General features: G+C 71.9%; 28 protein-coding genes. 9 read left to right on the top strand and 19 right to left on the bottom strand.

Annotated elements, in window-relative coordinates; translation table 11 throughout:
* Positions 1–57 precede the first annotated feature (57 nt).
* From ABZX10_RS08755 to ABZX10_RS08740, 4 genes are all read right to left on the bottom strand, one after another.
* Positions 58–702 (bottom strand): L,D-transpeptidase, encoded by a 645-nt coding sequence (locus tag ABZX10_RS08755; protein WP_355537358.1) that lies wholly within the window; start codon positions 700–702, stop codon positions 58–60.
* An 83-nt stretch (positions 703–785) separates the two neighbouring features.
* Positions 786–1391 carry a CPBP family intramembrane glutamic endopeptidase gene (locus ABZX10_RS08750; RefSeq protein ID WP_355537355.1) on the bottom strand — a complete coding sequence of 202 codons (606 nt, stop codon included), beginning with the start codon at positions 1389–1391 and terminating at the stop codon, positions 786–788.
* A complete protein-coding gene (locus ABZX10_RS08745; protein WP_355537352.1) occupies positions 1388–2200 on the bottom strand; it encodes a hypothetical protein in 813 nt (270 codons plus the stop codon). The genes ABZX10_RS08750 and ABZX10_RS08745 overlap by 4 nt, the downstream gene beginning before the upstream one ends.
* Before the next feature lie 39 nt (positions 2201–2239).
* Entirely contained in the window at positions 2240–2575 is a 336-nt protein-coding gene (locus ABZX10_RS08740) for a hypothetical protein (RefSeq protein WP_355537349.1), read from the bottom strand.
* Between the two features lie 57 nt (positions 2576–2632).
* Between ABZX10_RS08740 and ABZX10_RS08735 the strand changes: the two genes are divergently transcribed.
* Positions 2633–2968 (top strand): RNA polymerase-binding protein RbpA, encoded by a 336-nt coding sequence (locus ABZX10_RS08735; RefSeq protein ID WP_068569673.1) that lies wholly within the window; start codon positions 2633–2635, stop codon positions 2966–2968.
* 84 nt (positions 2969–3052) lie between these two features.
* Here ABZX10_RS08735 and ABZX10_RS08730 read toward each other — a convergent pair whose 3' ends face one another.
* The 7 genes from ABZX10_RS08730 to ABZX10_RS08700 form a co-directional block, all read right to left on the bottom strand.
* Complete coding sequence (locus ABZX10_RS08730) at positions 3053–3811, bottom strand: polyprenol monophosphomannose synthase (protein ID WP_355537346.1); 759 nt, start codon at positions 3809–3811, stop codon at positions 3053–3055.
* Positions 3808–5343 (bottom strand): apolipoprotein N-acyltransferase, encoded by a 1536-nt coding sequence (gene lnt, locus ABZX10_RS08725; RefSeq protein WP_355537343.1) that lies wholly within the window; start codon positions 5341–5343, stop codon positions 3808–3810. Before lnt ends, ABZX10_RS08730 begins: the two co-directional genes overlap by 4 nt.
* Entirely contained in the window at positions 5340–6902 is a 1563-nt protein-coding gene (locus ABZX10_RS08720; RefSeq protein ID WP_355537340.1) for an amidohydrolase family protein, read from the bottom strand. The genes lnt and ABZX10_RS08720 overlap by 4 nt, the downstream gene beginning before the upstream one ends.
* A 202-nt stretch (positions 6903–7104) precedes the next feature.
* A complete protein-coding gene (locus ABZX10_RS08715; RefSeq protein WP_355537337.1) occupies positions 7105–7632 on the bottom strand; it encodes an FxsA family protein in 528 nt (175 codons plus the stop codon).
* A gap of 113 nt (positions 7633–7745) precedes the next feature.
* On the bottom strand, positions 7746–11315 hold the full coding sequence (gene cobN, locus ABZX10_RS08710; protein WP_355537334.1) for a cobaltochelatase subunit CobN: 3570 nt from the start codon (positions 11313–11315) through the stop codon (positions 7746–7748).
* A 49-nt stretch (positions 11316–11364) separates the two neighbouring features.
* On the bottom strand, positions 11365–11841 hold the full coding sequence (locus ABZX10_RS08705; RefSeq protein ID WP_355537331.1) for a MaoC family dehydratase N-terminal domain-containing protein: 477 nt from the start codon (positions 11839–11841) through the stop codon (positions 11365–11367).
* Positions 11838–12455, bottom strand: a complete 618-nt coding sequence (locus ABZX10_RS08700; protein WP_068569663.1) for a TetR/AcrR family transcriptional regulator — start codon at positions 12453–12455, stop codon at positions 11838–11840. The genes ABZX10_RS08705 and ABZX10_RS08700 overlap by 4 nt, the downstream gene beginning before the upstream one ends.
* Before the next feature lie 170 nt (positions 12456–12625).
* Here ABZX10_RS08700 and ABZX10_RS08695 point away from each other — a divergent pair, with 170 nt between their 5' ends.
* The 7 genes from ABZX10_RS08695 to ABZX10_RS08665 all read left to right on the top strand — a co-directional run bounded on the left by ABZX10_RS08695 (position 12626) and on the right by ABZX10_RS08665 (position 19564).
* Complete coding sequence (locus ABZX10_RS08695) at positions 12626–13690, top strand: beta-ketoacyl-ACP synthase 3 (protein ID WP_355537327.1); 1065 nt, start codon at positions 12626–12628, stop codon at positions 13688–13690.
* Between the two features lie 74 nt (positions 13691–13764).
* Positions 13765–14751 carry a precorrin-3B synthase gene (locus ABZX10_RS08690; RefSeq protein ID WP_355537324.1) on the top strand — a complete coding sequence of 329 codons (987 nt, stop codon included), beginning with the start codon at positions 13765–13767 and terminating at the stop codon, positions 14749–14751.
* 9 nt (positions 14752–14760) lie between these two features.
* Positions 14761–15396: a precorrin-8X methylmutase gene (locus tag ABZX10_RS08685; RefSeq protein ID WP_355537321.1), complete on the top strand. Its 636-nt coding sequence runs from the start codon at positions 14761–14763 to the stop codon at positions 15394–15396.
* Positions 15393–16871: a precorrin-2 C(20)-methyltransferase gene (locus tag ABZX10_RS08680; protein ID WP_355537318.1), complete on the top strand. Its 1479-nt coding sequence runs from the start codon at positions 15393–15395 to the stop codon at positions 16869–16871. The genes ABZX10_RS08685 and ABZX10_RS08680 overlap by 4 nt, the downstream gene beginning before the upstream one ends.
* A gap of 53 nt (positions 16872–16924) precedes the next feature.
* On the top strand, positions 16925–17215 hold the full coding sequence (locus ABZX10_RS08675) for a DUF1330 domain-containing protein (protein WP_355537315.1): 291 nt from the start codon (positions 16925–16927) through the stop codon (positions 17213–17215).
* Positions 17216–17258: 43 nt separating this feature from the next.
* The gene (locus tag ABZX10_RS08670) at positions 17259–17690 is read left to right on the top strand and encodes a PPOX class F420-dependent oxidoreductase (protein ID WP_355537312.1); all 432 of its coding nucleotides are present in this window, start codon (positions 17259–17261) and stop codon (positions 17688–17690) included.
* Between the two features lie 95 nt (positions 17691–17785).
* A complete protein-coding gene (locus ABZX10_RS08665; RefSeq protein WP_355537309.1) occupies positions 17786–19564 on the top strand; it encodes a DUF222 domain-containing protein in 1779 nt (592 codons plus the stop codon).
* Between the two features lie 19 nt (positions 19565–19583).
* Here the strand turns inward: ABZX10_RS08665 and ABZX10_RS08660 are convergent, their stop codons facing one another.
* Together ABZX10_RS08660 and ABZX10_RS08655 are read right to left on the bottom strand one after the other, a co-directional pair.
* Entirely contained in the window at positions 19584–20171 is a 588-nt protein-coding gene (locus ABZX10_RS08660; protein ID WP_355537306.1) for a cysteine hydrolase, read from the bottom strand.
* A 19-nt stretch (positions 20172–20190) separates the two neighbouring features.
* Positions 20191–20991 (bottom strand): alpha/beta hydrolase, encoded by an 801-nt coding sequence (locus ABZX10_RS08655; protein ID WP_355537303.1) that lies wholly within the window; start codon positions 20989–20991, stop codon positions 20191–20193.
* A gap of 27 nt (positions 20992–21018) precedes the next feature.
* Here ABZX10_RS08655 and ABZX10_RS08650 point away from each other — a divergent pair, with 27 nt between their 5' ends.
* Positions 21019–21372 carry a MerR family transcriptional regulator gene (locus tag ABZX10_RS08650; RefSeq protein WP_355537300.1) on the top strand — a complete coding sequence of 118 codons (354 nt, stop codon included), beginning with the start codon at positions 21019–21021 and terminating at the stop codon, positions 21370–21372.
* On the opposite strand, the gene ABZX10_RS08645 is transcribed toward ABZX10_RS08650, so the two are convergent.
* From ABZX10_RS08645 to ABZX10_RS08620, 6 genes are all read right to left on the bottom strand, one after another.
* Positions 21353–21619, bottom strand: coding sequence for a hypothetical protein (locus ABZX10_RS08645; protein WP_355537297.1), 267 nt, complete (start codon positions 21617–21619; stop codon positions 21353–21355). The two genes, ABZX10_RS08650 and ABZX10_RS08645, sit on opposite strands and share 20 nt — an antisense overlap.
* Before the next feature lie 5 nt (positions 21620–21624).
* Complete coding sequence (locus ABZX10_RS08640; protein WP_355537294.1) at positions 21625–21954, bottom strand: nuclear transport factor 2 family protein; 330 nt, start codon at positions 21952–21954, stop codon at positions 21625–21627.
* Between the two features lie 73 nt (positions 21955–22027).
* Entirely contained in the window at positions 22028–22765 is a 738-nt protein-coding gene (locus ABZX10_RS08635; protein ID WP_355537291.1) for a cobalt-precorrin-6A reductase, read from the bottom strand.
* Entirely contained in the window at positions 22762–23520 is a 759-nt protein-coding gene (gene cobM / locus ABZX10_RS08630; protein WP_355537288.1) for a precorrin-4 C(11)-methyltransferase, read from the bottom strand. Before cobM ends, ABZX10_RS08635 begins: the two co-directional genes overlap by 4 nt.
* A complete protein-coding gene (gene cbiE / locus ABZX10_RS08625; RefSeq protein WP_355537285.1) occupies positions 23517–24662 on the bottom strand; it encodes a precorrin-6y C5,15-methyltransferase (decarboxylating) subunit CbiE in 1146 nt (381 codons plus the stop codon). The genes cobM and cbiE overlap by 4 nt, the downstream gene beginning before the upstream one ends.
* Positions 24659–25441 (bottom strand): SDR family NAD(P)-dependent oxidoreductase, encoded by a 783-nt coding sequence (locus tag ABZX10_RS08620; protein ID WP_355537282.1) that lies wholly within the window; start codon positions 25439–25441, stop codon positions 24659–24661. The genes cbiE and ABZX10_RS08620 overlap by 4 nt, the downstream gene beginning before the upstream one ends.
* Positions 25442–25462: the final 21 nt, after the last annotated feature.

Here is a 25462-nt window from a genome sequence, read left to right as displayed (position 1 = left end):
AATGCGGAGAACCCGCCCCGGATGTTTCCGGGGCGGGTTCTTTGGTCTCTCGAACGCTCAGGAGCCGGGGGTGTACGTGCCACCGACGGTGTTGCGCACCACGATCGGCGAGCCGATCGGGAAGTTGTCGTAGAAGTACTTGCCGTTGGCGGTGCTCACGTTGAGACAGCCGTGGCTGGCGTTGGACACGCCCTGCTGGTTCACCGACCACGGCGCGGCGTGCACGAAGATGCCGCTCCAGGACATGCGTGTGGCGTACTCGACGTAGGTGCGGTAACCCTCCGGCGAGTCGACCGGGACGCCGTACGTGGACGAGTCCATGTACATGTCACGGAGCTTCTCCATCGTGTAGTACGTGCCGTTCGGCGTGGGGTGCTTGTCGGTCCCCATCGACGTGGGCATCGTCTTGACGACCTCGCCGTTGTGCCAGATGGTGATCTGCTTCGTGTTGTCGTCCGCGAGAGCGACCCAGCCGGTCTTCGTGGCGACGGGGGGTGCCGGGTTCCCGGCGGCCGGCTCCGTGGTGGACGTACTGCTCGTCGAATCGCCCGACGGCTTGGGCTTCGGCTTCGACGGCGTCGGAGCCGCACCCGCGGCAGCGGTGGCAGCGGTGGCCGCGACGAGCGCTGCGGCGGCGCCGGCGCCGAGACGGGCGAACCCACGGCGCGAGACGCCGTTGGCGCCCAGGTGGCGGTCAGTCATCGTTGTTCCTCCTGCGGGAAATGAGGCCCCGGGGTGCTCAGGGGGCGGAGCCCCCGAGGGGGTGTGGAGCCTTGCGCACGATTCTACGGGTTCCTACGCCCCGGTGAAGAAATCCCTGAACCGGAGCTGAGGATCACACCGCCCGCGTTCAGCGCCCAGTGGACCACGAAACCCGGCCACCACCTGCGGGTACGGCGGGCGAGGGTGTCCAGGACAGCCCCGAATGCCGTCGTGACGACGATTGTCGGAAATACGGGGTCGTGCGCTGCTCGTGCGGCGCCGACGTGCCACAGACCGAACGTGAGCGGCCCCGCGACGGCGCCCGCTGGCCGTCCGAACGCGGCCTGCAGTGCGGGCGTCAGGGTGCCGCGGAACAGGAGTTCCTCGGGCAGTGCGGTGCCGAGCGGGATGTCCACGAACGCCCACTTCATCCGGTTCGATGGTGCGTCCCGCGCCACGGGCTCGACCAGCGCGAGCCCGCCGCCGGCCAGCGCGAGACCGACGGCGACCCCCGGCACCGTCGGGACGGCGGACCGGGCCAGCGCTGCGTCGGCGACGCAGAACCCCAGCGTGGCCGCTGAGCGCGCGTCGCGACCCCATCCGTACCTGCGCGCCAGCCGCGGCAGAACCGCGTTGGACCAGGCGACGGCGGCGCCGGCGGCCAGGACCGCCGCTCCGCGCGCGCTCACTGCATCGAGATCCACGAGCCCAGCGACTGGTACAGGCCGGCCGAGAAGGGAAGGTCCGAGCCGTACTTCGCGGGGTCGCGCGAATCGTCCTCCTGCAGCGCGTGGCTGACGCCGCGCAGCCGCACGTAGTTCGCGTGCGTCCCGGTCATCACGTCGGCGAGGTCCTGGACGGCGCCGCAGTCCACCGCGATGTCGGCGTCGGAGCAGGAGATGATGTTGTGCTTCTGCGGTGGGAGGGCCATCGCGCTCTGCAGCGGGTCGGGCGCGCCGGCGGGCAGGCTCCCCAGAACGGGTTCGATGAGGCCGATCGGCACGGCGCCGCGCCCCGTGCTCCCCGATCCCAGCGCGAGCGCCAGGGGCGCCGCTGAGCCGTGTCCCACGGCGAGCAGTCGGTCGTCGGCCAGGCCCGCCTTGTCCGCCAGGGCGGTCAGGGCCTTGCCCGCGCGGTCGAGCTGCTGGGCGTAGTCCGGCACGGCCGAGGGCGCACCGTCGAACCGGAGGGACGCGACGCCGAGCTGGGCGAGCATGACCGACAGCTCCCGGGCCGCCACCTGACCCGCCTTGTCGGAACCCGCAAGGATGAGGGCGGCACGCAGCCGGCCCGGCGAGCGGGGCGCGACGTAGACCGCGTTACCGGCGTCGACGGGCACCTGGACCGTGGATTCGGTCCAGTCGGCGGGCAGGGCGCCGGGTGCGGGCGGAGCCGGCGGGACGGAGACGACGGGCGTGGCAGCGTCCGTGGAGCAGGCACCGACGGCGAGCAGCACCGCCGCGATCACCGCGGCGATCCGGATCCGGGCGGGGGTCATCGACTGCCTCTCGTTCGTCGTGCGTGTCGTACGTGCCCGTCAGCGCAGGCGTTCCGCGGCGCGCGCGGTTTCCACCAGACGGTCCGCGAGCTCGGCCAGTTCGCCCACCGGGGCGCCCTCGGCTATCGCGGTCCGCACGTCCTCCGCCGCGCATCTCACCTCGAACATACGCTCCCCCTGCGCCTGCGCCTCGTCCGCGGTGAGCACCACGGAATCCTCGGGCAGAGCCGTACCGGCGAGCGCCTGGCGCGCCTCGTAGGCGCGCTGCCGGCACGACCGGCGGCAGTACTTGCGCGTCCGGCCCGGTCCCTCGGAGACGACCTCGCGGCCGCACCAGGCGCAGGCCGCGGACCTGCGGCGGCGGGAGGTGCTCATAGGACTTCACTCCGGTAGGCTGGGAATGTTCGGCGTAGGCCAGATGTTGGGAGAAGCATGGCAGATCGAGTTCTACGGGGCAGCCGCCTGGGTGCGGTGAGCTATGAGACGGATCGGGACCACGACCTCGCTCCGCGCCGCATCGCGCGGTACCGCACCGATAACGGTGAGGAGTTCGATGTCCCGTTCGCGGACGATGCGGAGCTCCCCGGTACCTGGCTGTGCAAGAACGGCCTCGAGGGCACCCTGATCGATGGTGTGGCGCCGGAGGAGAAGAAGGCGAAGCCGCCGCGCACCCACTGGGACATGCTGCTGGAGCGGCGGTCCGAGGGTGAGCTGGAGGAGCTGCTCAAGGAGCGGCTGGACCTGCTCAAGGCGCGTCGCGGCAAGTAGCCGCAGGGATCGTCGACGACGAAGCGAAGGGCCCCGGAGTGATCCGGGGCCCTTCGTCGTCGCTGTCCCGTGCGGGCGGGAGACCTACTTGCCGAGCAGACGCGCGATCTTGCGCTTGCGCGCCCGGTAGCCCCACTTCGGCACCAGGGTCGCGGCCTCCTTGACGATGGAGCCGCTCATCTTCGAGTCGCCGATGACGCGCTCGGTGAAGGTGATGGGCACCTCGACCACGGTGAAGCCCGCCTGCACGGCGCGCCAGGTCAGGTCGATCTGGAAGCCGTACCCCAACGACTCGACCTGGTCCAGGCCGAGGCCCTCCAGCGTCTCGCGGCGGAAGGCCTTGTAGCCGCCCGTGATGTCCCGGATGCGCGTGCCGAGGATCACCTGGCTGTAGACGTTGCCGCCGCGCGATATCAGCTGGCGCGACAGCGGCCAGTTCACGGTCCTGCCGCCGCGCACGTACCGCGAGCCGATCACCAGGTCGGCCCCCGCGTCGATCGCGGCGAGGTGCCGCTCCAGCTGCTCGGGGGCGTGTGAGCCGTCGGCGTCCATCTCGACGATCACGCGGTAGTCGCGCTCCAGCGCCCACCGGAATCCGGCGATGTACGCGCCGCCGAGGCCGTTCTTCTCGGCACGGTGCAGGACGTGGATCCGCGGGTCCTCGGCGGCCAGCGTGTCGGCGAGGTCGCCGGTCCCGTCGGGGCTGTTGTCGTCGACCACGAGCACGTCGACCTCGGGCTGCGCCTTGTGCAGCCGGCCCACGATGAGCGGCAGATTCTCCAGCTCGTTGTACGTGGGGATGATCACCAGCGTCTTCGACGACGGCGCTGACGGCTCGCTCATGCAGGTTCCTCGGTCCGATTCAGGGGCGTGTATCGCAGTCCATCGTGCCTTATCGCGATCGCGATACCGCACAGGGTGGCCAGGAGCAGCGCGACCTCGCCCCAATCCCCCAGCCGAGCCGCGGGCGTGCGGCCGCCGCGCAGCCGGATCGACTCGACGAGGTGGTCGTTCGTCCAGATGCTCGTCTGCCGGGCCACCTCGCCGTCGGGGCGGACCAGGGCGCTGACTCCGGTGGTGGCGGCGACCACCACGTCGCGGTCGAGCTCGACGGCGCGCACCCGCGACATGCCGAGCTGCTGGTAGGTCATGCCGGTGCGGCCGAAGGTGGCGTTGTTCGTGGGCACCGTCAGCACCTGCGCGCCGTCCAGTACCGATCCGCGCAGCGCTCGGTCGAAGGCGACCTCGTAGCAGGTCGCGACCCCGAGCGGAATCCCGTTCGGGTGCACCACACCGGTGCCGGTGCCGGGCGTGAAGTCGTTCGCCAGATCCACGTAGTCGCTGAACATGCGGAAGAAGCCGCGCATCGGCATGGTCTCCCCGAAGGGCTGCAGGATCGCCTTGTCGTGCCGCTCGAGGGCGCCGTTCGGGCCGATCAGGATCATGCTGTTGTAGTACTTGCCGGTCCCGTCGTAGTGGACGGTCCCGACCAGGATCGGGGCGCGGACGTCGGCTGCGGCCGCGGCCAGCCGGGCCGCGACCTCGGGATCGCGCTCGGGCGAGACATCGGAGCTGTTCTCCGGCCAGATCACCACGTCCGGCTGTTTCTGTCGGCCCTCCCGCACCTCGGTCGCGAGGCGGTGGGTCTCGGTCAGGTGGTTGGTCAGCACGGCCTCGCGCTGGGTCGCGACGTCCCAGCGCTGTTCGGGGACGTTCCCCTGGATCGCCGCGATGGTCACGGTCCGCCCGTCCGACGGTGCGCCCACGAACGGCCAGGCCGCCGCCGTCGCGATGCCGGTCAGGGCCACTGCCGCCACGGGCAGCAGGAACGTCCGACGGTCCGCCCTGCGCGCCAGGGCGATTCCCGCTGCGGCGAGGGACGCGCCGACCAGGGCGACCGCGAAGCTCAGGCCCGGCGCCCCGACGTACCGGGCGAGGGCGAGCAGCGGACCGTCGGCCTGGCTGAACGCGAGCCGCCCCCACGGGAAGCCCCCGAACGGGAAGGACGCGCGGGCCCACTCGGTGACGGTGAACGCGGCGGCCACCCACACGGGGCCGCCCGGGACGCGCGACACCCGGGTGGCGATGAGGCCGAACGCGCCGTAGTAGAGGGCGCAGGTGATGCCGAGCCCGATCCACGGGACGGCGCCGACCATGGAGTCGATCCACTTGAGCAGGGGGATGAACAGGCCGACGCCCGTGAGGAAGCCGTAGAGGAAGCCGCCGCTCAGCGTCGGTCGCTCGCGGGTGGCGAGCACCGCGACCAGCGCGGCGACGCCGAGCGGCGCGAGCCACCACAGCCCCGCGGGCGGGAAGGCGAAGTACACCGCGACGCCGGCGAGGACGCTCGCGACCGCGCGGAGCAGTGGTTTCACGCCGCGAACACCGTCCGGCCGTCGACCACGGTGCGCAGGCACCGCGGCGGGCGAGCCCCCGGGGCGAGGTCGGGCAGCGGCGCGACGCCCGCGCGGGGGTCGGTGGACCAGCGCTGCACGGCGTCCGACGGTGCCCGCACCACCAGCTCGTCCGCGTCCCAGACGGCGAAGGTCGCGGGCGCGCCGGGGACCAGGGTGCCGGCCACGCCGTCGCGTACTCCCCCGGCCCGCCACGCCCCGCGGGTGGCGGCGGCGAAGGCGGCACGGGGGCTCACGGCGCTGCCCGCGGTGTGGTGCTGCGTCGCGGCCCGCAGGGTGGCCCACGGGTCGAGCGGGGTGACGGGCGAATCCGACGAGAACGCGATTGGCACCGCGTTCCTGGCGAGCAGCGCGAAATCGTTGAGCGTCGCGGCGCGCTCGGCGCCGAGGCGGCGGGCGTACATGCCGTCCGCGCCGCCCCAGAACGCATCGAACTGCGGCTGCATCGAGGCGTTCACGCCCCAGTCACCGAGCTTGCGCGCCTCGCGGGCCGAGACCATCTCGGCGTGTTCGACACGGTGCCCGCAGGAGGCGACCCGCGGCCCGCCGAAGGTGTCGACCGCCGCTTCGAACGCGGCGACCACCCGCGCGACGGCGGCGTCGCCGATCGCGTGGAAGCCTGCCTGGATCCGGGCCTCCGTGCAGGCCAGGACGTGCGCGGTCACGGTCTCCTGGTCGAGGTACGCCACGCCCGTCGACGGTGCGTCCGCGTAGGGCCGGTGCAGCAGTGCCGTGCGGCTGCCGAGCGAGCCGTCGACGAACAGGTCGCCGGCGAGGCCGTCGGCGCCGGTACGTTCGAGGATCTCGCGGGCGTGGTCGGCATCGCGGGCGGCCTCGCCCCAGTAGCGGCGGACGAGGACTCCGTGCGTCCGTTCGCGGAGCAGCGCGAAGTCGCGCTCGCCGGCGATCTCGGGGCCGCCGCACTCGTGGACCGCGGCGATGCCCGCGGCGGCCGCGGCGTCGAGGGCCGTCGTCTGCGCCGCGGTGATCTGCGCGTCGGTGAGCGCCGCGATGGCGGCCGCGCGGACGGCGTGGTGGGCGGCCGCGGTGAGCGGACCGTCGGGCGAGAAGCCGGCGAGGCCCTCCAGCCCGGGAACGAGGGCGCGCAGTGCGGTGCTGGCCTGCGCGGAGTGCTCATCGATCCGGGCGGCGTAGATCGCGCGGTGCTCGTCGAGGTCGGTGCGCTGCAGCGGGCGATCCCAGGCGGTGTCGTCCCACCCGCGGGCGATCACGGTGTCGCCGGGGGTGGCGCTGAGTGTGGTGCGGACGGCGTCGAGTCCGCCGGTGAGGTCGGGGCCGGTGAGCGCGAGGCCCGTCGCGGTGAGGTGCACGTGGGTGTCCACGAAGGCGGGCGCGACGAAGGCACCGTCGAGTTCGGTGACCTGCGCTTCCGGGTGCAGGGCGCGCGCGGCGCGGTCCTCGCCGATCCAGGCGATCACCCCGTTCTCGACGGCGATCGCGGTGGCCGAGGTGGACGTGGGCGTGTAGATCCGCCCGCCGAGGAGCAGTTCGGTGGTCACGGAGGACCAGTCTGCCAATCTGGTCGCGCCGCAGACACCCGTGGGGTGTTGATCGGAAAGCCATCCGCCCGGTGCATGGCACTATCGTCCCTGTTCAGAGGCATATTTCACCGGTGGGCAATGCGTCGCGCGCATGGCCCGTACCCGGGCTGTTCCGGTCAGACGGTGCGCACACACCAGTGATCGACGACCGGTCTGCCGACTACGGGGCGGGCGGCAACTCGCGGTACCCCGGGCGCGGCCCCGGGCCACCGACGTCGACCACGGGCTCGGCCGGGGTGCGCTGGTCGGTGACCACTGCACCGTCGACGACGGTGCCGTACCCGCGGGGCCGCCCCGAGAGCACGGTGACCAGGCCGGACTCCTCGACGAACGAGGCGACCCGCTTGGCGCCGACGTAGGCGACCGCGGGGCGGACCACGGCGCGGACCGGCTTGACCAACAGCAGCAGGCCGAGCGCCGTGCTGACAACGCCGGGCACGGCGAGGAGGAAGACGGCCGCCGCGAGGATCGCGGTGTCCATGAGTGCGGGCCCGGCGGACCGCTGACCGTCGAGCGCCTCCCCCAGGTCACGCAGCACACCCGCGGCGGTGCGCCGCAGCATGAGCACGCCGATGGCGGTGGCGGCGATCATCACCAGCAGGGCCCAGCCGAAAGTCAGCCAGGCCACCAGGCCGGCGAACGCCGCGATCTCCACGACGATGTAGGTCAGGAACGCGAAGAGCTTCATACCGGTACAACGGGCGAACCGGGCGTAAGGTTCCCGGCCCCCTCCGAATTGAACGCTGTTACGGAGAGGAAATCCGCAGGTCGCGCTCTCCGTAACAGCGTTCAATTCGGGGGTCAGCGGTCCTCGAGATCGCCCTCGGTCTCCAGGTAGACCTGCTGCAGCTCGGCGAGGAGCTGCGGGTCCGGCGACTTCCACAGCTCGCGCTGGGAGGCCTCGAGGAGGCGCTCGGCGATGCCGTGCAGCGCCCACGGATTGGACTCCTCCATGAACTTCCGGTTCTCCGGATCGAGGACGTAGTTCTCGGTGAGCTTCTCGTACATCCAGTCGGCCATGACGCCGGCGGTGGCGTCGAAACCGAACAGGTAGTCCACCGTCGCCGCCATCTCGAAGGCGCCTTTGTAGCCGTGCCGGCGCATCGCGGCCATCCACCGAGGGTTCACGACGCGGGCGCGGAAGACGCGGTTGGTCTCCTCGCTGAGCGTGCGGGTCCGCACCGAGTCCGGCCGCGTCGAGTCGCCGACATAGGCCTCCGGGTCGGATCCGGTGAGGTGGCGGACCGTCGCGACCATGCCGCCGTGGTACTGGAAGTAGTCGTCGGAATCGGCGATGTCGTGCTCGCGGGTGTCGATGTTCTTGGCCGCCACCGCGATCCGACGGTACGCCGCCCGCATGTCGTCCGCCGCCGGCGCACCGTCGAGCCCGCGACCGTAGGCGTACCCGCCCCACGCCGTGTAGACCTCGGCGAGGTCGGCGTCGCTGCGCCAGTTCTTGGAGTCGATGAGCTGCAGCAGGCCCGCGCCGTAGGTACCGGGCTTGGAGCCGAAGACGCGCGTCGTCGCGCGCCGCGCATCCCCGTGTTCGGCCAGCGCCGCACGGGTGTGCGCTGCGACGAAGTTCTCCTCATCCGACTCGCCCAGTGCGGCCACCAGCTGGACGGCGTCGTCGAGCATGGCCACGACGTGCGGGAACGCGTCGCGGAAGAAGCCCGAGATCCGGACCGTGACGTCGATGCGCGGGCGGCCGAGCTCCTCCAGGCCGATGACCTCCAGGCCGGAGACGCGGCGGGACTGCTCGTCCCACACGGGGGTCACACCGAGCAGCGCCAACACCTCGGCGATGTCGTCGCCGGCGGTGCGCATCGCGGACGTGCCCCACACCGACAGGCCCACCGACGTCGGGTACTCGCCGTGCTCGCTGTGGTACCGCTCGACCAGTGAGGAGGCGAGCTCCTGTCCCGTCGCCCACGCGAGCCGCGAGGGCACGGCCTTGGGGTCCACCGAGTAGAAGTTGCGCCCCGTCGGCAGCACGTTGATCAGGCCGCGCAGCGGCGAGCCCGACGGCCCCGCGGGCACGAAGCCGCCGTTCAGGGCGCGGAGCACGTTCTCGATCTCGTCGCCGGTGCGGCGCAGCCGCGGCACGATCTCGGTGGCCGCGAAGTCGAGGATCTTCGCCACCGCCGGGTCGTCCGTCAGGGTCGCCATGGCCGACGGTGCCCAATCCGCCGCTGCGGCGGCGACCACGAGTTCGCGTGCCCGGGCTTCGAACTCGTCCGTCTTCGCCTTCGACGCCGTGCCGTCCTCTTCCAGTCCGAGCGCCTCCCGCAGCCCGGGCGTGTGCACCGCACCCGCCCACATCTGCTTGGCGCGCAGCATCGCCAGCACGAGATCCGTCTCGACCTCGCCCGACGGTGCCGCCCCCAGGATGTGCAGGCCGTCGCGGATCTGGACGTCCTTGATCTCGCACAGCCAACCGTCGACGTGCAGGATCATGTCGTCGAAGGAGTCGTCTTCGGGCTGATCCGTGAGCCCGAGATCGTGGTCGAGCTTCGCGGCCTGCAGCAGCGTCCAGATCTGCTGCCGGATCATCGGCAGCTTCGCCGGGTCCAGGCTCGCGACATTGGCGTACTCGTCCAGGTGCTGCTCGAGGCGGGCGATGTCGCCGTAGCTCTCGGCGCGGGCCATCGGCGGGATGAGGTGGTCGACGAGCACCGCATGTGCGCGACGCTTGGCCTGCGTGCCCTCGCCGGGGTCGTTGACGAGGAACGGATAGATCAGGGGCAGGTCGCCGAGCGCGGCGTCGGTACCGCAGGAGGCGGACATGCCGAGTGTCTTGCCGGGCAGCCATTCCAGGTTGCCGTGCTTGCCGAGGTGGATCACCGCGTCCGCGCCGAAGCCGTGCTCGCGGTCGGCGAGCCAGCGGTAGCTGGCCAGGTAGTGATGGCTCGGCGGCAGGTCCGGATCGTGGTAGATCGCGACGGGGTTCTCGCCGAAGCCGCGGGGTGGCTGGACCATCACCGTGAGGTTGCCGAACCGCAGCGCGGCGATCGCGATGTCGCCGGAGCCCGTCGTGAACAGGCCGCCCGGGGCCGCGCCCCAGTGCTCGGTCACGGCGTCACGCAGTTCCTGTGGGAGCGTCGCGAACCAGGCGCGGTAGGTCTTGGGGTCGACGGTGACCTCGCTCCCGTCGAGCTGCTCGTCCGAGAGCCAATCCGGGTCCTGGCCGCCGCGGGCGATGACGGCATGGATGAAGGCGTCGGAGTCGTCGGCCTCGAGCCCGGGGATGTCCGACGGTGAGCCGATGTCGTAGCCGGCGTCCGCGAGCCGGCGGATCAGCTCGAGGGCGGACTGCGGCGTGTCGAGGCCGACGGCGTTGCCGATGCGGGCGTGCTTGGTGGGATAGGCCGACAGCATGAGCGCGATCCGCTTCTCGCCGTTCGGGATCGAGCGCAGCCGAGCGTGGCGCAGGGCCAGGCCCGCGACCCGGCCGGCGCGCTCGTCGTCGGGCACGTACGACGGGAGGCCGTCGTCGCCGATCTCCTTGAAGGAGAAGGGCACGGTGATGATGCGGCCGTCGAACTCGGGGATCGCGACCTGCGTCGCCACGTCGAGCGGGCTGAGGCCGTCGTCGCTGGACTCCCACTGCTCGCGGGAGGTCGTGAGGGCCAGTGCCTGCAGGATCGGGATGTCGAGCGCGGCGAGGCGCCCCACGTCCCACGACTCGTCGTCGCCACCCGCGGCGGCGCCGGCCGCGTTGACCCCGCCCGCGGCGAGCACCGTGACGACCAGCGCGTCGAGGGTCGCGAGTTCGGTGAACAGAGCATCGTCGGCGGCGCGCAGGGACGCGCAGAAGATCGGCACGGCCGTGCCGCCGCGCGACTCGATCGCCGCGGCGAGTGCGTCGATGTAGGCGGTGTTCCCCGCGAGATGCTGGGCGCGGTAGTAGAGCACGCCCACCCGCGGCCCGGCGGGGACGGGCGGTCGAGGCACGATGCCCCACTGCGGCGCGGTCACCGGCGGCGCGAAACCCTCGCCGGCCAACAGGATGGTGTCCGAGAGGAAGTGGTACAGCTGCGCCAGATTCTCGGGACCGCCCTCGGCCAGGTAGGCGTGCGCCTGCGTGGCGACGCCGGCGGCCACCGTCGAGGCCTCCATGAGGTCGGCGTCGGGCGACTGCTCCCCCGAGACCACGACCACCGGCTTCCCGCTCGCCGCGAGTGCGTCGAGGCCGCTCTCCCAGTACCGGCGGCCGCCGAGGATGCGGACGACGACGACATCGGCCCCGTCGAGCAGGCCGGGCAGGTCGAGGTCGACGCTGATGCGCGCGGGGTTCGCCCAGCGGTAGTCGGCGCCACTCGCCTTCGCGCTCAACAGGTCGGTGTCGGACGTCGACAGCAGCAGGATCATGAGGCGACCCTATGTCACCGCGACCGGTCACCGCCCGGGCAGGCGCGGGTCAGAGCACGGCGCCGTGCATGATCACCGCCGCGGAGGCGTCCCCGATGTCCGGCACGTCGGCGTCGGCGGCGTAGGCGACGGTGCTGGCCGTCTCGATCCGCACCCCGTCGGAGGTCGACACGACGCAGTCCACCTCGAACAGGTCGATGCCCGCCTTCGTGATGCGGTCGGTGATCCGCGCGCCGAGGGAGACCACGTCGCCGATCCGGAGCGGCACGAGCTGCCGCACGGTCTGCGCCACGTGGAGCACCCGGCTCAGATCGAAATCCTCGATCACGTCGGACATGAGCTTCGCTGCCGCCTTGAACACCGGATCGGCGACGATGAGCGGCGGCACGGGCGTGTCGTGCGCGATCACCCGGCTGCTCGCGTAGGCCACGTGCGGCGACCGGGTGGCGCGGGCGTAGGCCCGTACCCCCTCGGAGTCGACCTCGTAGCAATCGTCGAGCCAGAGGGGGTAATCGCCGCGAGTCATTCGGCGACTGTAGCGCCCCGCACCGCGTCCGGGCGGGCCATCGTGAGGTCGAGGAGCGCCGTCATGGACAGATAGACATCCGTGAGCGGGTAGATGTCACGGGCGGCCCGGGCGCGCGCGACGGCGCCCTCGATCGAGCTCATGAACACCGACGCGAAGACGAGGGCGGCCTGTTCCTCCACGCCGTAGTCCACGAGTGCCGTGGCGAACCGGCGTTCGCACTCCGTGTACGCGGCGGTGGCCGCGTCCTGGACCCGGGGCGCACCGTCGGCCAATGCGGCCGCGAGGAGAGGGCACCCGACCTGGAACTCGGAGCGCACGAGGACGCGCTTCCAGAGTTCGATGAACCGACCGATCCATTCGTGTGGCTCGCCCTTGCTGGTGGCGGCGTCGATGTAGCGCAGCAGCCGCCGGCCGGCGAGCGAGGTGGAGGCCTCCACGAGTTCGGCCTTGCCTCCCGGGAAGTACTGGTAGAGCGAGTTCTTCGACGCCTGCGACTGCGCCGTCAACTCGGCGAGGCCGGCGTCCGCGAAGCCGTGGCGCCCCACCAGGTTCAGGGCAGTGTTGACGAGGCGGACCCGGGGGCGCGGGCGCGGCTTCGGGGCGGTCGACATCGGGCGCGATCTCTCCTCAGGGTGCTCGGTGAACAACGAATCGCCGTTGGCGAATATTGCCACAGGGTGCGGCGGCGCTTGTTTGAACCGCTCGGTTCATGTTACCAATGACGGGTCGTTGAACCGAATGGTTCACCCGCCGCATCCCCCTCGAACGGAGTCACACACGCATGACCGCCCCCGCCCGGATCGCCGCCCCCGCCCCCGCTGAGCAGTCGAACGTCAGCTACCTGGGGATCGGCGCCTACCGTCCGCGGCGCGTCGTGCCGAACTCCGAGATCGTCGACAAGATCGAGTCCAGCGACGAGTGGATCAAGACCAGGTCGGGTATTGAATCCCGGCACTTCGCCGAGGACGACGAGACCATCCTGTCGATGTCGGTCAAGGCCGCCGAGCGCGCGATCACGGCCGCCGGCATCGATCCCCAGCTGGTCGACTGCGTCATCTCCGCGACGAACACCCGCCTGGAGCTGGGCCCCTCCCTCGCCCCGCAGATCGCCAAGGAGCTGGGCCGCGTCGGCATCCCCGCCTTCGACATCACCGCCGGCTGCTCCGGGTTCACCACGGCCGCCGCCGTCGGCACCGACCTGATCCGGGCCGGCACCGCGAAGTACGTCGTGGTCGTGGGCGTCGAGCGCCTCTCCGACCTGATCTCGCCCGAGGACCGCACCTGCGCGTTCATCTTCGCCGACGGTGCCGGCGCGGCCGTGCTCGGCCCGTCCGAGGAGGTGGGCGTCTCCCAGGTGTCGTGGGGCGCCGACGGCGACTTCACCACCGCGATCTTCCAGGACAAGGACTTCGGCACGTACTTCGACGAGGTGCACGCCTTCCGCGACGACACCACGACCGAGGCGCCCGTCCGCCCGTTCCTGCGCATGGAGGGCCGGAAGGTCTTCCGCTGGGCCGCGACCGCACTGCTGCCCGCGTGCCAGGAGGCGCTCAAGCTCGCCGGCCTCACCTCGAAGGACATCGATGTCTTCGTCCCGCACCAGGCCAATCTGCGGATCACCCAGGTGCTCATCAAGGCGCTCGAGTTGCGCGACGACTGCGTGGTCGCCGAGGACATCGTGACCACCGGCAACACCTCCGCGGCGTCCATCCCGCTCGCCGTCGAGGAGCTGCTGCGCACCGGCAAGGCGAAGCCCGGCCAGACCGCGCTCGTCATGGCGTTCGGCTCCGGCCTCGCCTACGCCGGCCATGTCATCACCCTGCCGCCGGTCCACTTCGAGGACTGATCGCGCTGCCGCCGAAGGAACCAGACGCCTGCCCGGGCGTCCTGCGGCCGCACGCGGCGGCCGACGGTGCGCTCGTGCGGGTTCGCCTGCCCGGAGGTCGGATCTCCCCCGCCGCGCTGCAGGAACTCGCGGAACTCGCCGGTACGAACGCGCTCGAGCTGACCTCGCGCGGCAACGTTCAGCTGCGCGGCGTCGCCGATCTCGACGCCGCGCGGGAGCGCCTCACGGCCGCCGGACTGCTCCCCTCGGAGAGTCACGAGCGGGTGCGCAACATCGTCGCCTCTCCCCTCTCGTCCGACCTGGGCGACACGGCCGCCCGGCTCGACGAGGGGCTGCGGGCCCGCGCGGAGCTCGCGGAGCTCCCGGGCCGCGTCCTGTTCGCCCTCGACGACGGCACCGGCGACGTCGCCGCGCTGGCCGCGGACGCAGAACTCCGCGACGGCGTGATGCACCTCGACGGCCACCCGACCGACCTGCCCGGCACCGTCGACGCGCTGCTCGACGCCGCGCGGGCCTTCCTCGACCTGCGCGGCGACGAATGGCGCGTCCGGGACCTGCCCGACGGTGCCCGGCGCATCGCGGCCGAGCTCGGTGGCACGGTGACGGGCCCGCGGGTGGTCCCCGCGCCGCCGACGCCGCCACCCGTCGGCTGGTTCGACCGCCCGGACGGTTCGGTGACGCTCGGAATGGGCGTGCCACTGGGCAGGCTCGACCCGCGCACCGCCCAGTTCGTGGCGGCTGTCGACCATCCGATCGCGATCACGCCCTGGCGCACGCTGTTCCTGCACGGACTCGACGAGGGCGCCGCCGAGACCGTCGTGCGGGTGCTCGCCCCGAAGAGCCTGATCTTCGACGCGACCTCCCCGCTGCTGCGGGTCAGTGCGTGCGTGGGCGATCACGGGTGCGTCCGGGCCCAGGGCGACGCGCTGGCGCACGCCGCGGAATTGGCGGGCACGATCGGCGACGACGAGCGCGTCCACGTCGTGGCCTGCGAACGGGGGTGCGGCGCACCGTCGGGCGAACACCGACGGGTCGTCGTACGCGACGGGGCCGACGACTAGGCTGCCCGGGTGCACGACTACCTCACCGACGGCGCCGAGATCTATCGGCGCTCGTTCGCCACGATCCGCGCGGAATCCGATCTCTCGGGCCTGTCCGGCGACGCGGAGACGGTGGCGGTCCGCATGATCCACGCCGCGGGCCAGACCGATCTCGCGCGCGACATCCGTATCTCCGACGGTGCCGTGCGGGCCGGCCGGTCCGCGTTGCGCGCCGGCGCGCCGATCCTCACCGACGCGAACATGGTGGCGCACGGCGTGACCCGCTCGCGCTTGCCCGCCGACAACGAGGTCACCTGCCTCCTGCGCGACCCGCAGGTGCCGGACCTCGCCGACGAGCTCGGCACGACCCGCAGTGCCGCGGCCGTCCAGCTCTGGGGCGCGCAGCTGGACGGTGCCGTGGTCGCCGTCGGGAACGCCCCGACGGCGCTGTTCCACCTGCTGGACCTGCTGGCTGCGGGCGCGCCGAGACCCGCGGTGATCGTCGGCATCCCGGTCGGGTTCATCGGCGCCGCCGAATCCAAGGACGCGCTCGTCGCCGAGGCGGCGGAGCTCGGCGTCGAGTACATCACCGTGCTGGGCCGTCGCGGCGGCAGCGCGATCACGGCGGCCGCGCTCAACGCGCTGGCGCGGGAGGAGGAGCTGTGACCGGGATCCTGTACGGCGTGGGCGTGGGCCCGGGCGACCCGGAGCTGGTCACCGTCAAGGCGGCGCGGCTCATCGCCGAGGCCGATGTGGTGGCCTATCACAGTGCGCGGCACGGCCGTTCGAACGCGCGGGCCTGCGCGGCGCCGTATCTGCGCGAGGGGCAGACCGAGATCCGGCTCATGTACCCGGTGACCACCGAGACCACCGATCACCCCGGCGGCTACCGCGGCGCGCTGGAGGACTTCTACGCCGAGGCCGCCGAGCAGCTCGCCGAGCACCTCACGGCCGGGCGGAAGGTCGCCCTGCTCGCCGAGGGCGACCCGATGTTCTACAGCTCGTACATGCACATGCACAAGCGGCTCCGGGACAGGTTCGAGTGCCTCGTCGTGCCCGGCGTGACCTCGGTGAGCGCCGCCGCGGCGGCGACCGGCGTCCCGCTGGTGGAGGCCGACGAAGTGCTGACCGTGTTGCCCGGCACCCTGCCCGAACCCGAGCTGCGCCGCCGGCTCGCCGATACCGACGCCGCCGCGATCATGAAGCTGGGCCGGACCTTCCCCACGGTCGACGGTGCGCTGCACGCCGCGGGTCGCGCCGATGCGGCCGTGTACGTCGAGCGTGCGAGCCGCGCCGACGAGCGGGTCCTCGCGCTCGGCGACGTGAGCGCCGCCGACGTGCCCTACTTCGCGACGGTCCTCGTGCCCGGCCGGATCAACGCCCCGGGCGCACCGTCGACGGCGCGCGGCGAGGTGGTCGTCCTGGGGCTGGGCCCCGGAGACGAGGCGTGGACCACGCCGGAGGTGCGGCACGAGCTCGCCGAAGCCACGGACATCGTCGGCTATCAGACCTACACGGACCGGGTGCGGCCGCGACCCGGCCAGCGGGTGCACGCGTCCGACAACCGGGTCGAGGCGGAGCGGGCCCGGCACGCGTTGTCGTTGGCCGCGAACGGCGCCCGGGTGGCGGTGGTGAGCTCCGGCGACCCCGGGGTCTTCGCGATGGCGTCCGCCGTCGCGGAGGTCGCCGCGGATCCCGATTTCCACGAGGTGCGCGTGCGCGTTCTGCCCGGGATGACGGCGGCGAATGCCGTCGCCAGCCGGGTCGGCGCCCCCCTGGGCCACGACTACGCCGCGATCTCGCTGTCGGACTACCTCAAGCCCTGGGAGGTCATCGAGCAACGGCTGCGCGCCGTGGCGAGCGCCGATCTCGCTCTCGCCGTGTACAATCCGGCATCGAAGACCCGGCGCGAGCAGCTGGTCCGGATGCGGGAGGTCCTGCTCGAGGTCCGCGCGCCCGAGACCGTCGTGGTGATCGGGCGCGCCGTCGGCTCGCCGGAGGAGACGCTGACGGTGACGACTCTCGGCGATCTCGACCCCGAGCAGGTCGATATGCGGTGCCTGCTCATCGTCGGGTCCTCGCGCACCGTGGTCACCGAGCGTGCCGCCGGCCGGATCGTGCACACGCCTCGCAGGTACTGACCCCTCCGGTACTAATCTTGGTGGGTCAGACCACCTGTCGACGAGGAGTGAACATGGCGAAGGCGTACTGGATCGCGTTCTACCAGGAGATCAAGGACCCCGAGAAGATGGCGGCGTACTCCGCGATCGGCGGCCCGGCCATCGTCGCGGGAGGCGGGCGCTTCATCGTCCGCGGCCAGGCAGCCGTCGCGTACGAGGCCGGGAAGATCGAGCGCACCACCGTGATCGAGTTCGACAGCCTCGAGCAGGCCATCGCCACCCACGACTCCCCCGCCTACCAGGAGGCGCTCGCCGCTCTGGGCGACGGCGCGGTCCGGGAGATCCGGATCTGCGAGGGTTCCTGACGCGCGCAGGAACAGCCGCTGCGGTGGCGGCGTTGCACGACGCATGGCTTCCACCGAGTTCGACCCCCGCGTCCTGATCGCCGCCAGCCGCATCGGGGTCCTCGCGACTCTCCGCGCCAGTGGCATGCCCCAGCTTTCGCCCGTGACGACGGTGTACGACGCGGACGCCGACCGGATCCTGGTGTCCATGACCGCCGGCCGGGCCAAGGAGGCGAACCTGCGGCGGGATCCGCGGGCGGCCGTCGAATTCACCAGCGCCGACGGCTACACCTGGGCCACCGCCGAGGGCGCCGCCGCGCTGATCGGTCCCGGCACCGACCCGAACGGCCCGGAGGTGGATGCCCTCGTCGACTACTACCGCCGCGGGGCGGGCGAGCATCCCGACTGGGACGAGTACCGGGCCGTCATGGTCGCTGACGGTCGAGTCCTGCTGGTCCTGACGATCACCCACGTGTACGGCGCCAAGCTGCGCTGACCCGCCCGGACGGGACCCCGCAGGGCGGTGCGAAACGCGATCATATCGTTCGAATAATTGTGGATTTATCGTACAATCAGGCGTATCATGGAGTCATGCCTCTCCCGACCGCGCTGCGTGAGTTACCGGGGCATCTGCTGCCCCCGGAGCTCGACGGTGCCGCCGGGTTCCGGGAGCAGACGGCGAGCCTGTTGTTCGAACAACGGCGGTGTGAGAACCTCGCGTTCTGCCGCACCATCACCACTCTCTACAGCCTGTATCGCACCGTGTACGCCGACGCGGAGGCCGAGTACCTCCAGTTGCCTGCCGCTGATGCCACTGATCGGGAGTTGCTCGCCCGCCGCAAGAATCTGCGGTTGCGGGAGATCGCGTTGAACGCGCAGGTCGGCACGCGGCTGCGGCTCGGCTCCGATGCCACCGAGAGGGCGTTGACCGAAGCGGTCGGGTTCGTCGAACGTCTCCCCCAGGTGCTCACCCTGATCGGGGACAACATCATCTCGGTGCGGGCCGGGCAGGAGGCGTTGCGGCGCAGCCGCGTCCTGACAGGTGTGCAGGCCCGCCGCTTCGACGAGCTGATCGCCGAACGACTGCGCCGTGACCCGCTGGAGCTGGTGGCGATCCCTGCAGTGCGGGAGGCGGCGGACAGGATCGTGCAGGGCATAGACCCGCACGCCGCGGAGAAACGCCGCAATCGGGCACGGGACGATCGCACCGTCGTGTTCAAGGCGGACGACGACGGAATGGCCGCCGCCTACGCCCTGCTGCCCGCCGAGGACATGGTGGAGATCGATAGCCGGGTCGAGGAGATCATCGAGACCGTGTGCGAGCACGACCCGCGGACCGTGGCGCAGAAGCGGGCCGACGGCCTGGTCGCCCGTGTCCGTGGATCGATCACCCTCGGCTGTCAGTGCGAACATCCCGGCTGCCCCTACCGCGAGGAACGCACCGCCGAAGACGGATCGGTCGACGGGGCGATCACCCGCTACCGCACCCTCATCCACGTGGTGATCAACGAAACCACTCTCACCGGCCAGGACGACGCCGCGGCGTATCTGGTCGGCCACGGCCCCGTCACCGCAGACCATGCTCGCGACCTGGCCACCCGCGAGGATGCCGTCGTCCGCGAGTTCGGCGACCGCATCACCGAACCCCAGCCCGCAGCTGAACCTGCACCTGCCGAGCCCGAGCCTGCACGGCCGTTGGTCAAGGCCCACGGCGCACACGGATACCGGCTCACCGCTGACCTCGCCACCTATCTGACGTTGCTCTACCCACGGTGCGTGTTCCCGATGTGCACCCGCCCCGCCCATCGCTGCCAGATCGACCACTCCACCGAGTACGACCACCACCAGCCCACCGCGGGAGGCGCCACCACCGCCGACAACCTGCAGCCCCTCTGCACAGCCCACCACCGATTGAAGACCGCGGGCGGCTGGATCGACGCCCGCCTCCCCGACGGCCGGATCGTGTGGACCAGCCCCACCGGACAGCTGATCACCGTCGACCCCGCCGGCACCGTCCTGAACCTGTTCCCCGACCTACGCCGCATCGACTGGACCACACCACCACCCCCGGCGGAACCCCCGACGGTGCAGCACCGCAACGGCCCCACCCGCCTGATGCGCGAACACGCACGCCGCGCCCAAGCCCGCGCGGCCAGCATTGCCCTGCTCGAGAACCTCGCACCTCACGAACCAGCCACCCCGCAGTCCGAATTCGAACGTCGGCTCGAGATCGCGATCCTCGCCTTCACCCACACCCGCCGCGACCAGGAACGACGGAACACCCCACCAGCCACCAGGTTCCCCGACGTGACACCCCACCGCGGACCACCCGAACCGACCCACCCCGACGACCCGCCACCGCCCTTCTGAGAGCGTTGGGGTGTACGGGCTACGAGGTGGAGAACCGCGTCACGGCCTCCGCTGCTGTGACGCGCCCGGCCGTGGCCAGGTCGAGATTGTCGAGGGACGCCTCGTGCACCGCTGGGTCGGCGGCGGCGACGCAGTCCTCGACGACGTGCACGATCAGCCCGAGATCGGTGGCGTGCCGAGCCGTCTGCTCGACGGTCAGATTCGTCGCCACACCCGTGATGTAGATCGTGTCGATGCCGTGCTCCGCAAGCCATTCCGTGGCCGGACCCGCCAGGCCGGACAGGCGCTGGTTGTCGTACACCGCGGTCGGCTGGTCCGCCATGATGTCGATGATCCGGGCACCGTCGGCCTCGGGACGGAAGGCCTCCTGAGCGTCTCCGACGGCTCGCATGAAGCCGGTGTTGCGGACGAGCTCCCCCTCATCCTCCGGAACCGTGAAACGCGTGAAGATCACCGGAACCCCCGCTGCCAGCGCCAGGTCGTGGAAGGCCGCTGCCCGGTCCACGACGCCGGACTCCGCCACCGGACCGGCCAGCATGGGGCCGAAGAAGCCCTCGGGCTCGATCACGTTCACTTGCCAGTGCAGGGCCAGGACTGCCGTACTCATGCTCCGATCATGCCCGCCCTCACGGCAGGGTGCGCAGGAACTCCGCGACATCGGCGGCCCACACCGCCGCCTCCCGCGGCGTGAACGTGTGGCCGGCACCGTCGTACGCGATGACCCGTGCACCCCGGATCGTGCCGAGCTCCCGCTCGATGTCCGGCGGGATCAGCCTGTCGCCGCCACCGACGACGACCAGCGTCGGGACGGAGATCCCGGACAGCAGACCGGTCACGTCCACGCGGCCGACGAGTTCCATCTGTTCCGGGGCACCCGGAGGAATCGCGGCCCGGACGTCGGCGACGATCCGTTCCGCATCCTCGGGCGACAGGTCGCGGAGTTGCTCGTCGGTCGAGCAGGCGCGCAGGACGTACGCCGCCAGCTCCGGTGCGCCAGCCGCCGCGAGCGCGCGGAAAGTGCCGGTCGCGGCGCGTACGCGCACGTCCGCGCGGGCGACCCCCACCGTGAGTACCAACCCCGAGACGTGCTCGGGATGCCGCCGGGCGGCCGTCACGGCGACAGCGGCGCCGAGCGACAGACCCACGACCGGGAAACGATCGGCTCCGCTGCTCACCGCGGCGGCGACCACCGCGTCCGCCAGGGCGTCGAGTTCGAGCGGGGTGTCGGACCGGGGTGTGTCACCGGAGCCGGGCCAGTACGGTCCGACGAACCGCCGGTCGCCGATGCCGTCGATCAACGGCGCGAAGTTCTCCCGCACGCCGCCGCCGGCGCCGTGGGCGAGCGCCACGACGGGGCCCTCTCCACCTCCGTCGACGACCTCGTACTGGGAACCGGACAGGATCTGTGCAGCGTCATCGGAATGCATGGCCCCAGTGTGTGGGTTGACACCGGTGTGAAGGTCAAGACCGAGATGCTGATCGGCGAGTTGTCCGAGGTCACGGGCGCGAGCGCGCGCTCGCTCCGGTACTACGAGGAGAAGGGGCTCCTGACGTCGAGGCGCACGCCTGCCGGCTATCGTGTCTACGACGCCGCCGCCCCGCTGCAGGTCCGCCGGATCCGTGGCCTGCTCGACGCCGGCTTCGACACGGAGTCGATCGGCGTCATCCTGCCGTGCGTGCGGCACGAGCGGACCGTCGAGCTGTGCCCCACCATCGAAGCGACGATGCGTGCCACGCTCGCCCGACTGGACGCCGACCTGGACGAGCTCGCGCGGCGGCGCTCCGCCGTCAACGCACTGCTCGCGTGAGCAACCGGGCGCCGATCAGCGCGACCACCGCACCCGGCACGACGTTGACCAACAGGATCGGGAACTCCTCGCCGAAGGAGTAGCCGTGGGTCATGCCGACGATCATGTTCGCGATCATGGCGAGGATCCACAGCACGACGAACGCTACGGCGGCGTGCCGCGCACCGGCGCTCCTGACCGCGCGCCCGACGGCGAGGAACAGCACCGCGAGGACGATGCCGACGGTGACGATGATGATCGTCCGCACGGCGGTCAGCCCTCGCGAATGGTCATGGAGGCGAGCTTGTCCCCCGCGACGACGAACGCGAACGAGCTGAGGCCGTTGGCGTGCGTGCTGCTCCAGTCTCCGATCACGGTCACGGTATCGCCGTCGACGGTGACCCGCTGAGGCGTGAGAACGCCCTTCGCGCCGATGAACTCGTTCGCCGACCATCCCTGCATCGCCGAGCGGTCGCCGAACACGCGACCCCAGTCGTCGATGAAGCCGTCCGCGGTGAACGCGTCGAGGAACGCGGTCTCGTCACCGGCGTTCACGACGTCGATGAATTCGGCGACCGGGCTGGGGATGTCGATGTCACTCATGTCGACATGGTAGGTGCGGATCGACGGCCCTGCCGCTCGAATTCCGCGTCGATCCACAAATCCCGCTTGTGGATCAGAGCCCGATCACAAGCCGCTCGTACGCGTCCGCGGCGGTCGGCACCGTCGGGACGGCGTCCGGGCGGGGCGGCCGATCGACGACGATCACGTCCAGCCCGAGTTCGCGGGCCGCGGTGAGCTTCGCGGACACCAGGTCGCCGCCGCTGTTCTTGGTGACGAGGACGTCGATAGCGTTCTCGCGCAGCAGGGTCTGTTCGGACTCCAGGATGTAGGGCCCGCGGTCGCGGAGCAGCTCATGGTGGGGCGGCAGCGGGCCCGACGGGGCGTCGACCACGCGGACGAGGAACCAGTGCTTCTCGAGCGCCGCGAACTCCCCGACGTCCTGCCGCCCGGTGGTCAGGAGCACCCGGGCGGGCGTCCGGCCGGCGAGTTCGGCCGCGGCGGCGGCCACCGTCGGGACGGCGGTCCAGCGGTCGCCGGGCCCCGGCGACCACGGCGGTCGGACCAGGGCGAGGAGCGGCACCCCGACCCGCCCGGCGGCCTCCGCCGCATTGCGGGAGATGGTCGCCGCGAAGGGGTGCGTCGCGTCCACGAGTACGTCGAAGCCCCCGAGGAACTCCGCCAGGCCCGACGGTCCGCCGTACCCCCCGATCCGCGTGTCCCCCACGGGCAGACGCGGGTTCGCGACCCGACCGGCGAGGGAGCTGAGCACCTCGAACCGGTCGTCCGCGTGCAGGCGGCGGGCCAGCTCCCTGGCCTCGGCCGTGCCGCCGAGCAGAAGCACGCGGGTCAATGGCTCGCTCCCGGAACGCGCAGGCGGCGCGCCGAGTAGAGGTAACTCTCCTCGAACTCCGCCGGCGCCAGCACTTTTCCGACGAAGATCACCGCGGTCTTGGTGATGCTCTCGTCCGCGAGCCGCTGCGGCAGCTCGGCCAGCCGGCACCGGACCACCCGCTCGTCCGGGCGGCTCGCGAAGGCCACCACCGCGACCGGACAGTCGGCGCCGTAGTGCGGGGTCAACTCGTCGGCGATCGCCTGTGCGCGGTGCGCCGCCAGGTGGAGGGCCAGCGTCACACCGGATCGGGCGAGCGACGCGAGATCCTCGCCCGCCGGCATGTCCGTCGAGAGCGTGGACACCCGGGTGACGAGCAGCGACTGGCCCACGCCGGGCACCGTCAGCTCGCGACCCAGGGACGCCGCGGCGGCGGCGAAGGCGGGGACACCCGGCACGATCTCGTAGGGCACGTCCGCCGCGTCGAGTCGGCGGGCCTGCTCGGTGAACGCCGAGTACAGCGAGATGTCGCCGGAGTGCAGGCGCGCCACGTCCAGGCCCGCCGCATGCGCGGCGACCAGCTCGGCGACGATGTCCGCCAAGGGCATCCGCGCCGTATCGACGAGCCGTGCGCCCGGCGGGCAACGGTCCAGCATCTCCTGCGGCACCAGCGATCCCGCGTACAGACACACTGTGCAGCGGGCCAGCAGGTCCGCCCCGCGCACGGTCAGCAGGTCGGGTGCGCCCGGCCCGGCGCCGATGAAGTAGACGGTCACGACGACTCCTTGCGGTAGACCCACTGCACGATCGGGCGGCGCGGCTGCCAGGCCGTGCCCTCCCCCAGCGGCCGTAGATCGGCGGCCGTGTAGCTCCGCAGGTCGCCGCCGTACCGGCCGCGCAGCGCGGCGGCCAGCGTCTGTCCCTCGACGGTGACGGTGTTCGCCACCAGTCGCCCGCCCGGCGGCAGAACGCCGACGCACGCCGCGGCCAGGCCCTCGGTGAGGCCGCCCCCGACGAAGATCGCATCGGGCAGTGGGAGGTCCGCGGTGAGGTCCGCGGTGTCGCCGACGACCAGCTCGATCGGCACCCCAGCGCGGGCGGCGTTGCGCGCCACCCGCTCCGCTCGGTCGGCACGGCGCTCCACGGCCACGACGGACCCGCCGCCCGCGAGTGCCCAGCTGATACCGACCGACCCGGAGCCGGCGCCGAAATCCCAGATCCACCCGGCCGAGGGCCGCAGCGCGGACACCGTCAGCGCGCGAACGTCCGGCTTGGTGATCTGGCCGTCGTGCTCGAACTCGAAGTCCCCCTGAAGCTCCCCGGTGCCGGCCGGGTCGATCGCGAGCACGTTCAGGTCGTCCGCGCGGAGCGACCGCCGGTAGGTGCGCACCTTCTCGCGCGGGCCGCCGAGCTGCTCGAGCACCGTCAGGCGCGCGTCGAGCCCCGCTGCGGCGAGCTGCGCCGCGACGAGGCCGGGCGTCGCGCCCGACTCGCTGAGCACGATGACGCGGCGGCCCGCGCGGACGGCCCGGACCACCCGGGCGGGGTCCCGCGCCACCGCGGACACCACGACCACCTCCTCGGCCGGCCAGCCCAGCCGCGCGCACGCCAGGGCGAACGACGACAGGTGCGGCAGCACCCGCAACACGAGGTCCGGGCGCCGCCGCGACAGCGTCGCGCCGATCCCGTAGAACATCGGGTCGCCGCTGGCGAGCACGTGCACCCCGTCCGGCAGGTCGTCGAGTGCGGGCAGCAGCGGCGACGGCCACGGCCGCCGGTCTGCGGTGACCTCGCCGGGCAGGTAGTCGAGGTGCCGTGGCGCCCCGTGGATCGTCGTGGCACCCTGCAGCTCTCGGCGCGCACCGTCGGTGAGCCCGGCCCAGCCGTCCGCGCCGATGCCGACCACCGTCACCGTCATCGGGGCATCCGGCGCCAGAGGGCCTGCGGAACGAACCGCAGCCCCGCGTAGAGCGGGCGCAGCACGCCCGGAATCCACACCGCCCGACGGCCCCGGCGCAGCGCGCGCACCGTCGCCTCCGCGACCTGCGGCGCCGTGCGGCTGAAGGGCGCCGGCGCCACGCCGGAGGCCATGAGGTCGCGTGTCATCGCGCCGACGATGAAACCGGGCCGCGCGAGCAGGACCTGAACGCCGGAGCCGTGCAGCGAATCCGCGAACCCCTGCACGAAGCCGTCGAGGCCGGCCTTGGTGCTGCCGTAGACGAAGTTGGCCTTGCGCACCCGCACGCCCGCAACCGACGAGAAGGCGACGATCGCGCCCCGTCGACCCTCGCGCGGTTCCTGAGCGCGCAAGAGCTTGGACAGGCCCAGCAGGATCGATACCTGCGCCACGTAATCGGTCTGCGCGATCTGCACCGCGTGCTGCGGGTCCTCCTCGGCACGCGCCTGATCGCCCAGGATCCCGAACGCGACCACCGCCACACCGATCCGACCGAACCGATCGGCCACCTCGGCGAGGAACGCGGCGTGCTCGTCGGTGCGGTCGGCGTCGAAGGCGATCGGGAAGACTCCGGTGGCGCCCGCATCGCGCAGCAGCGTGATCTGCTCGTCCAGGTACTCGGGGCGGCGCGCCGCGAGGATCACGTCGCGGCCCGGCGCGAGCCGTCCCGCGACCTCCGTGCCGACCTCGCTCCGGCCGCCGAGGAGGAGCACCGCACCGTCGGGAATCCTGTCCGTCACCGGTCCAGACTACGGTGGGAC

It is taken from the genome of Tsukamurella sp. NPDC003166 (assembly GCF_040611135.1).
GTDB lineage: Bacteria > Actinomycetota > Actinomycetes > Mycobacteriales > Mycobacteriaceae > Tsukamurella.
This window is presented reverse-complemented; position numbering and strand designations above follow the sequence as displayed.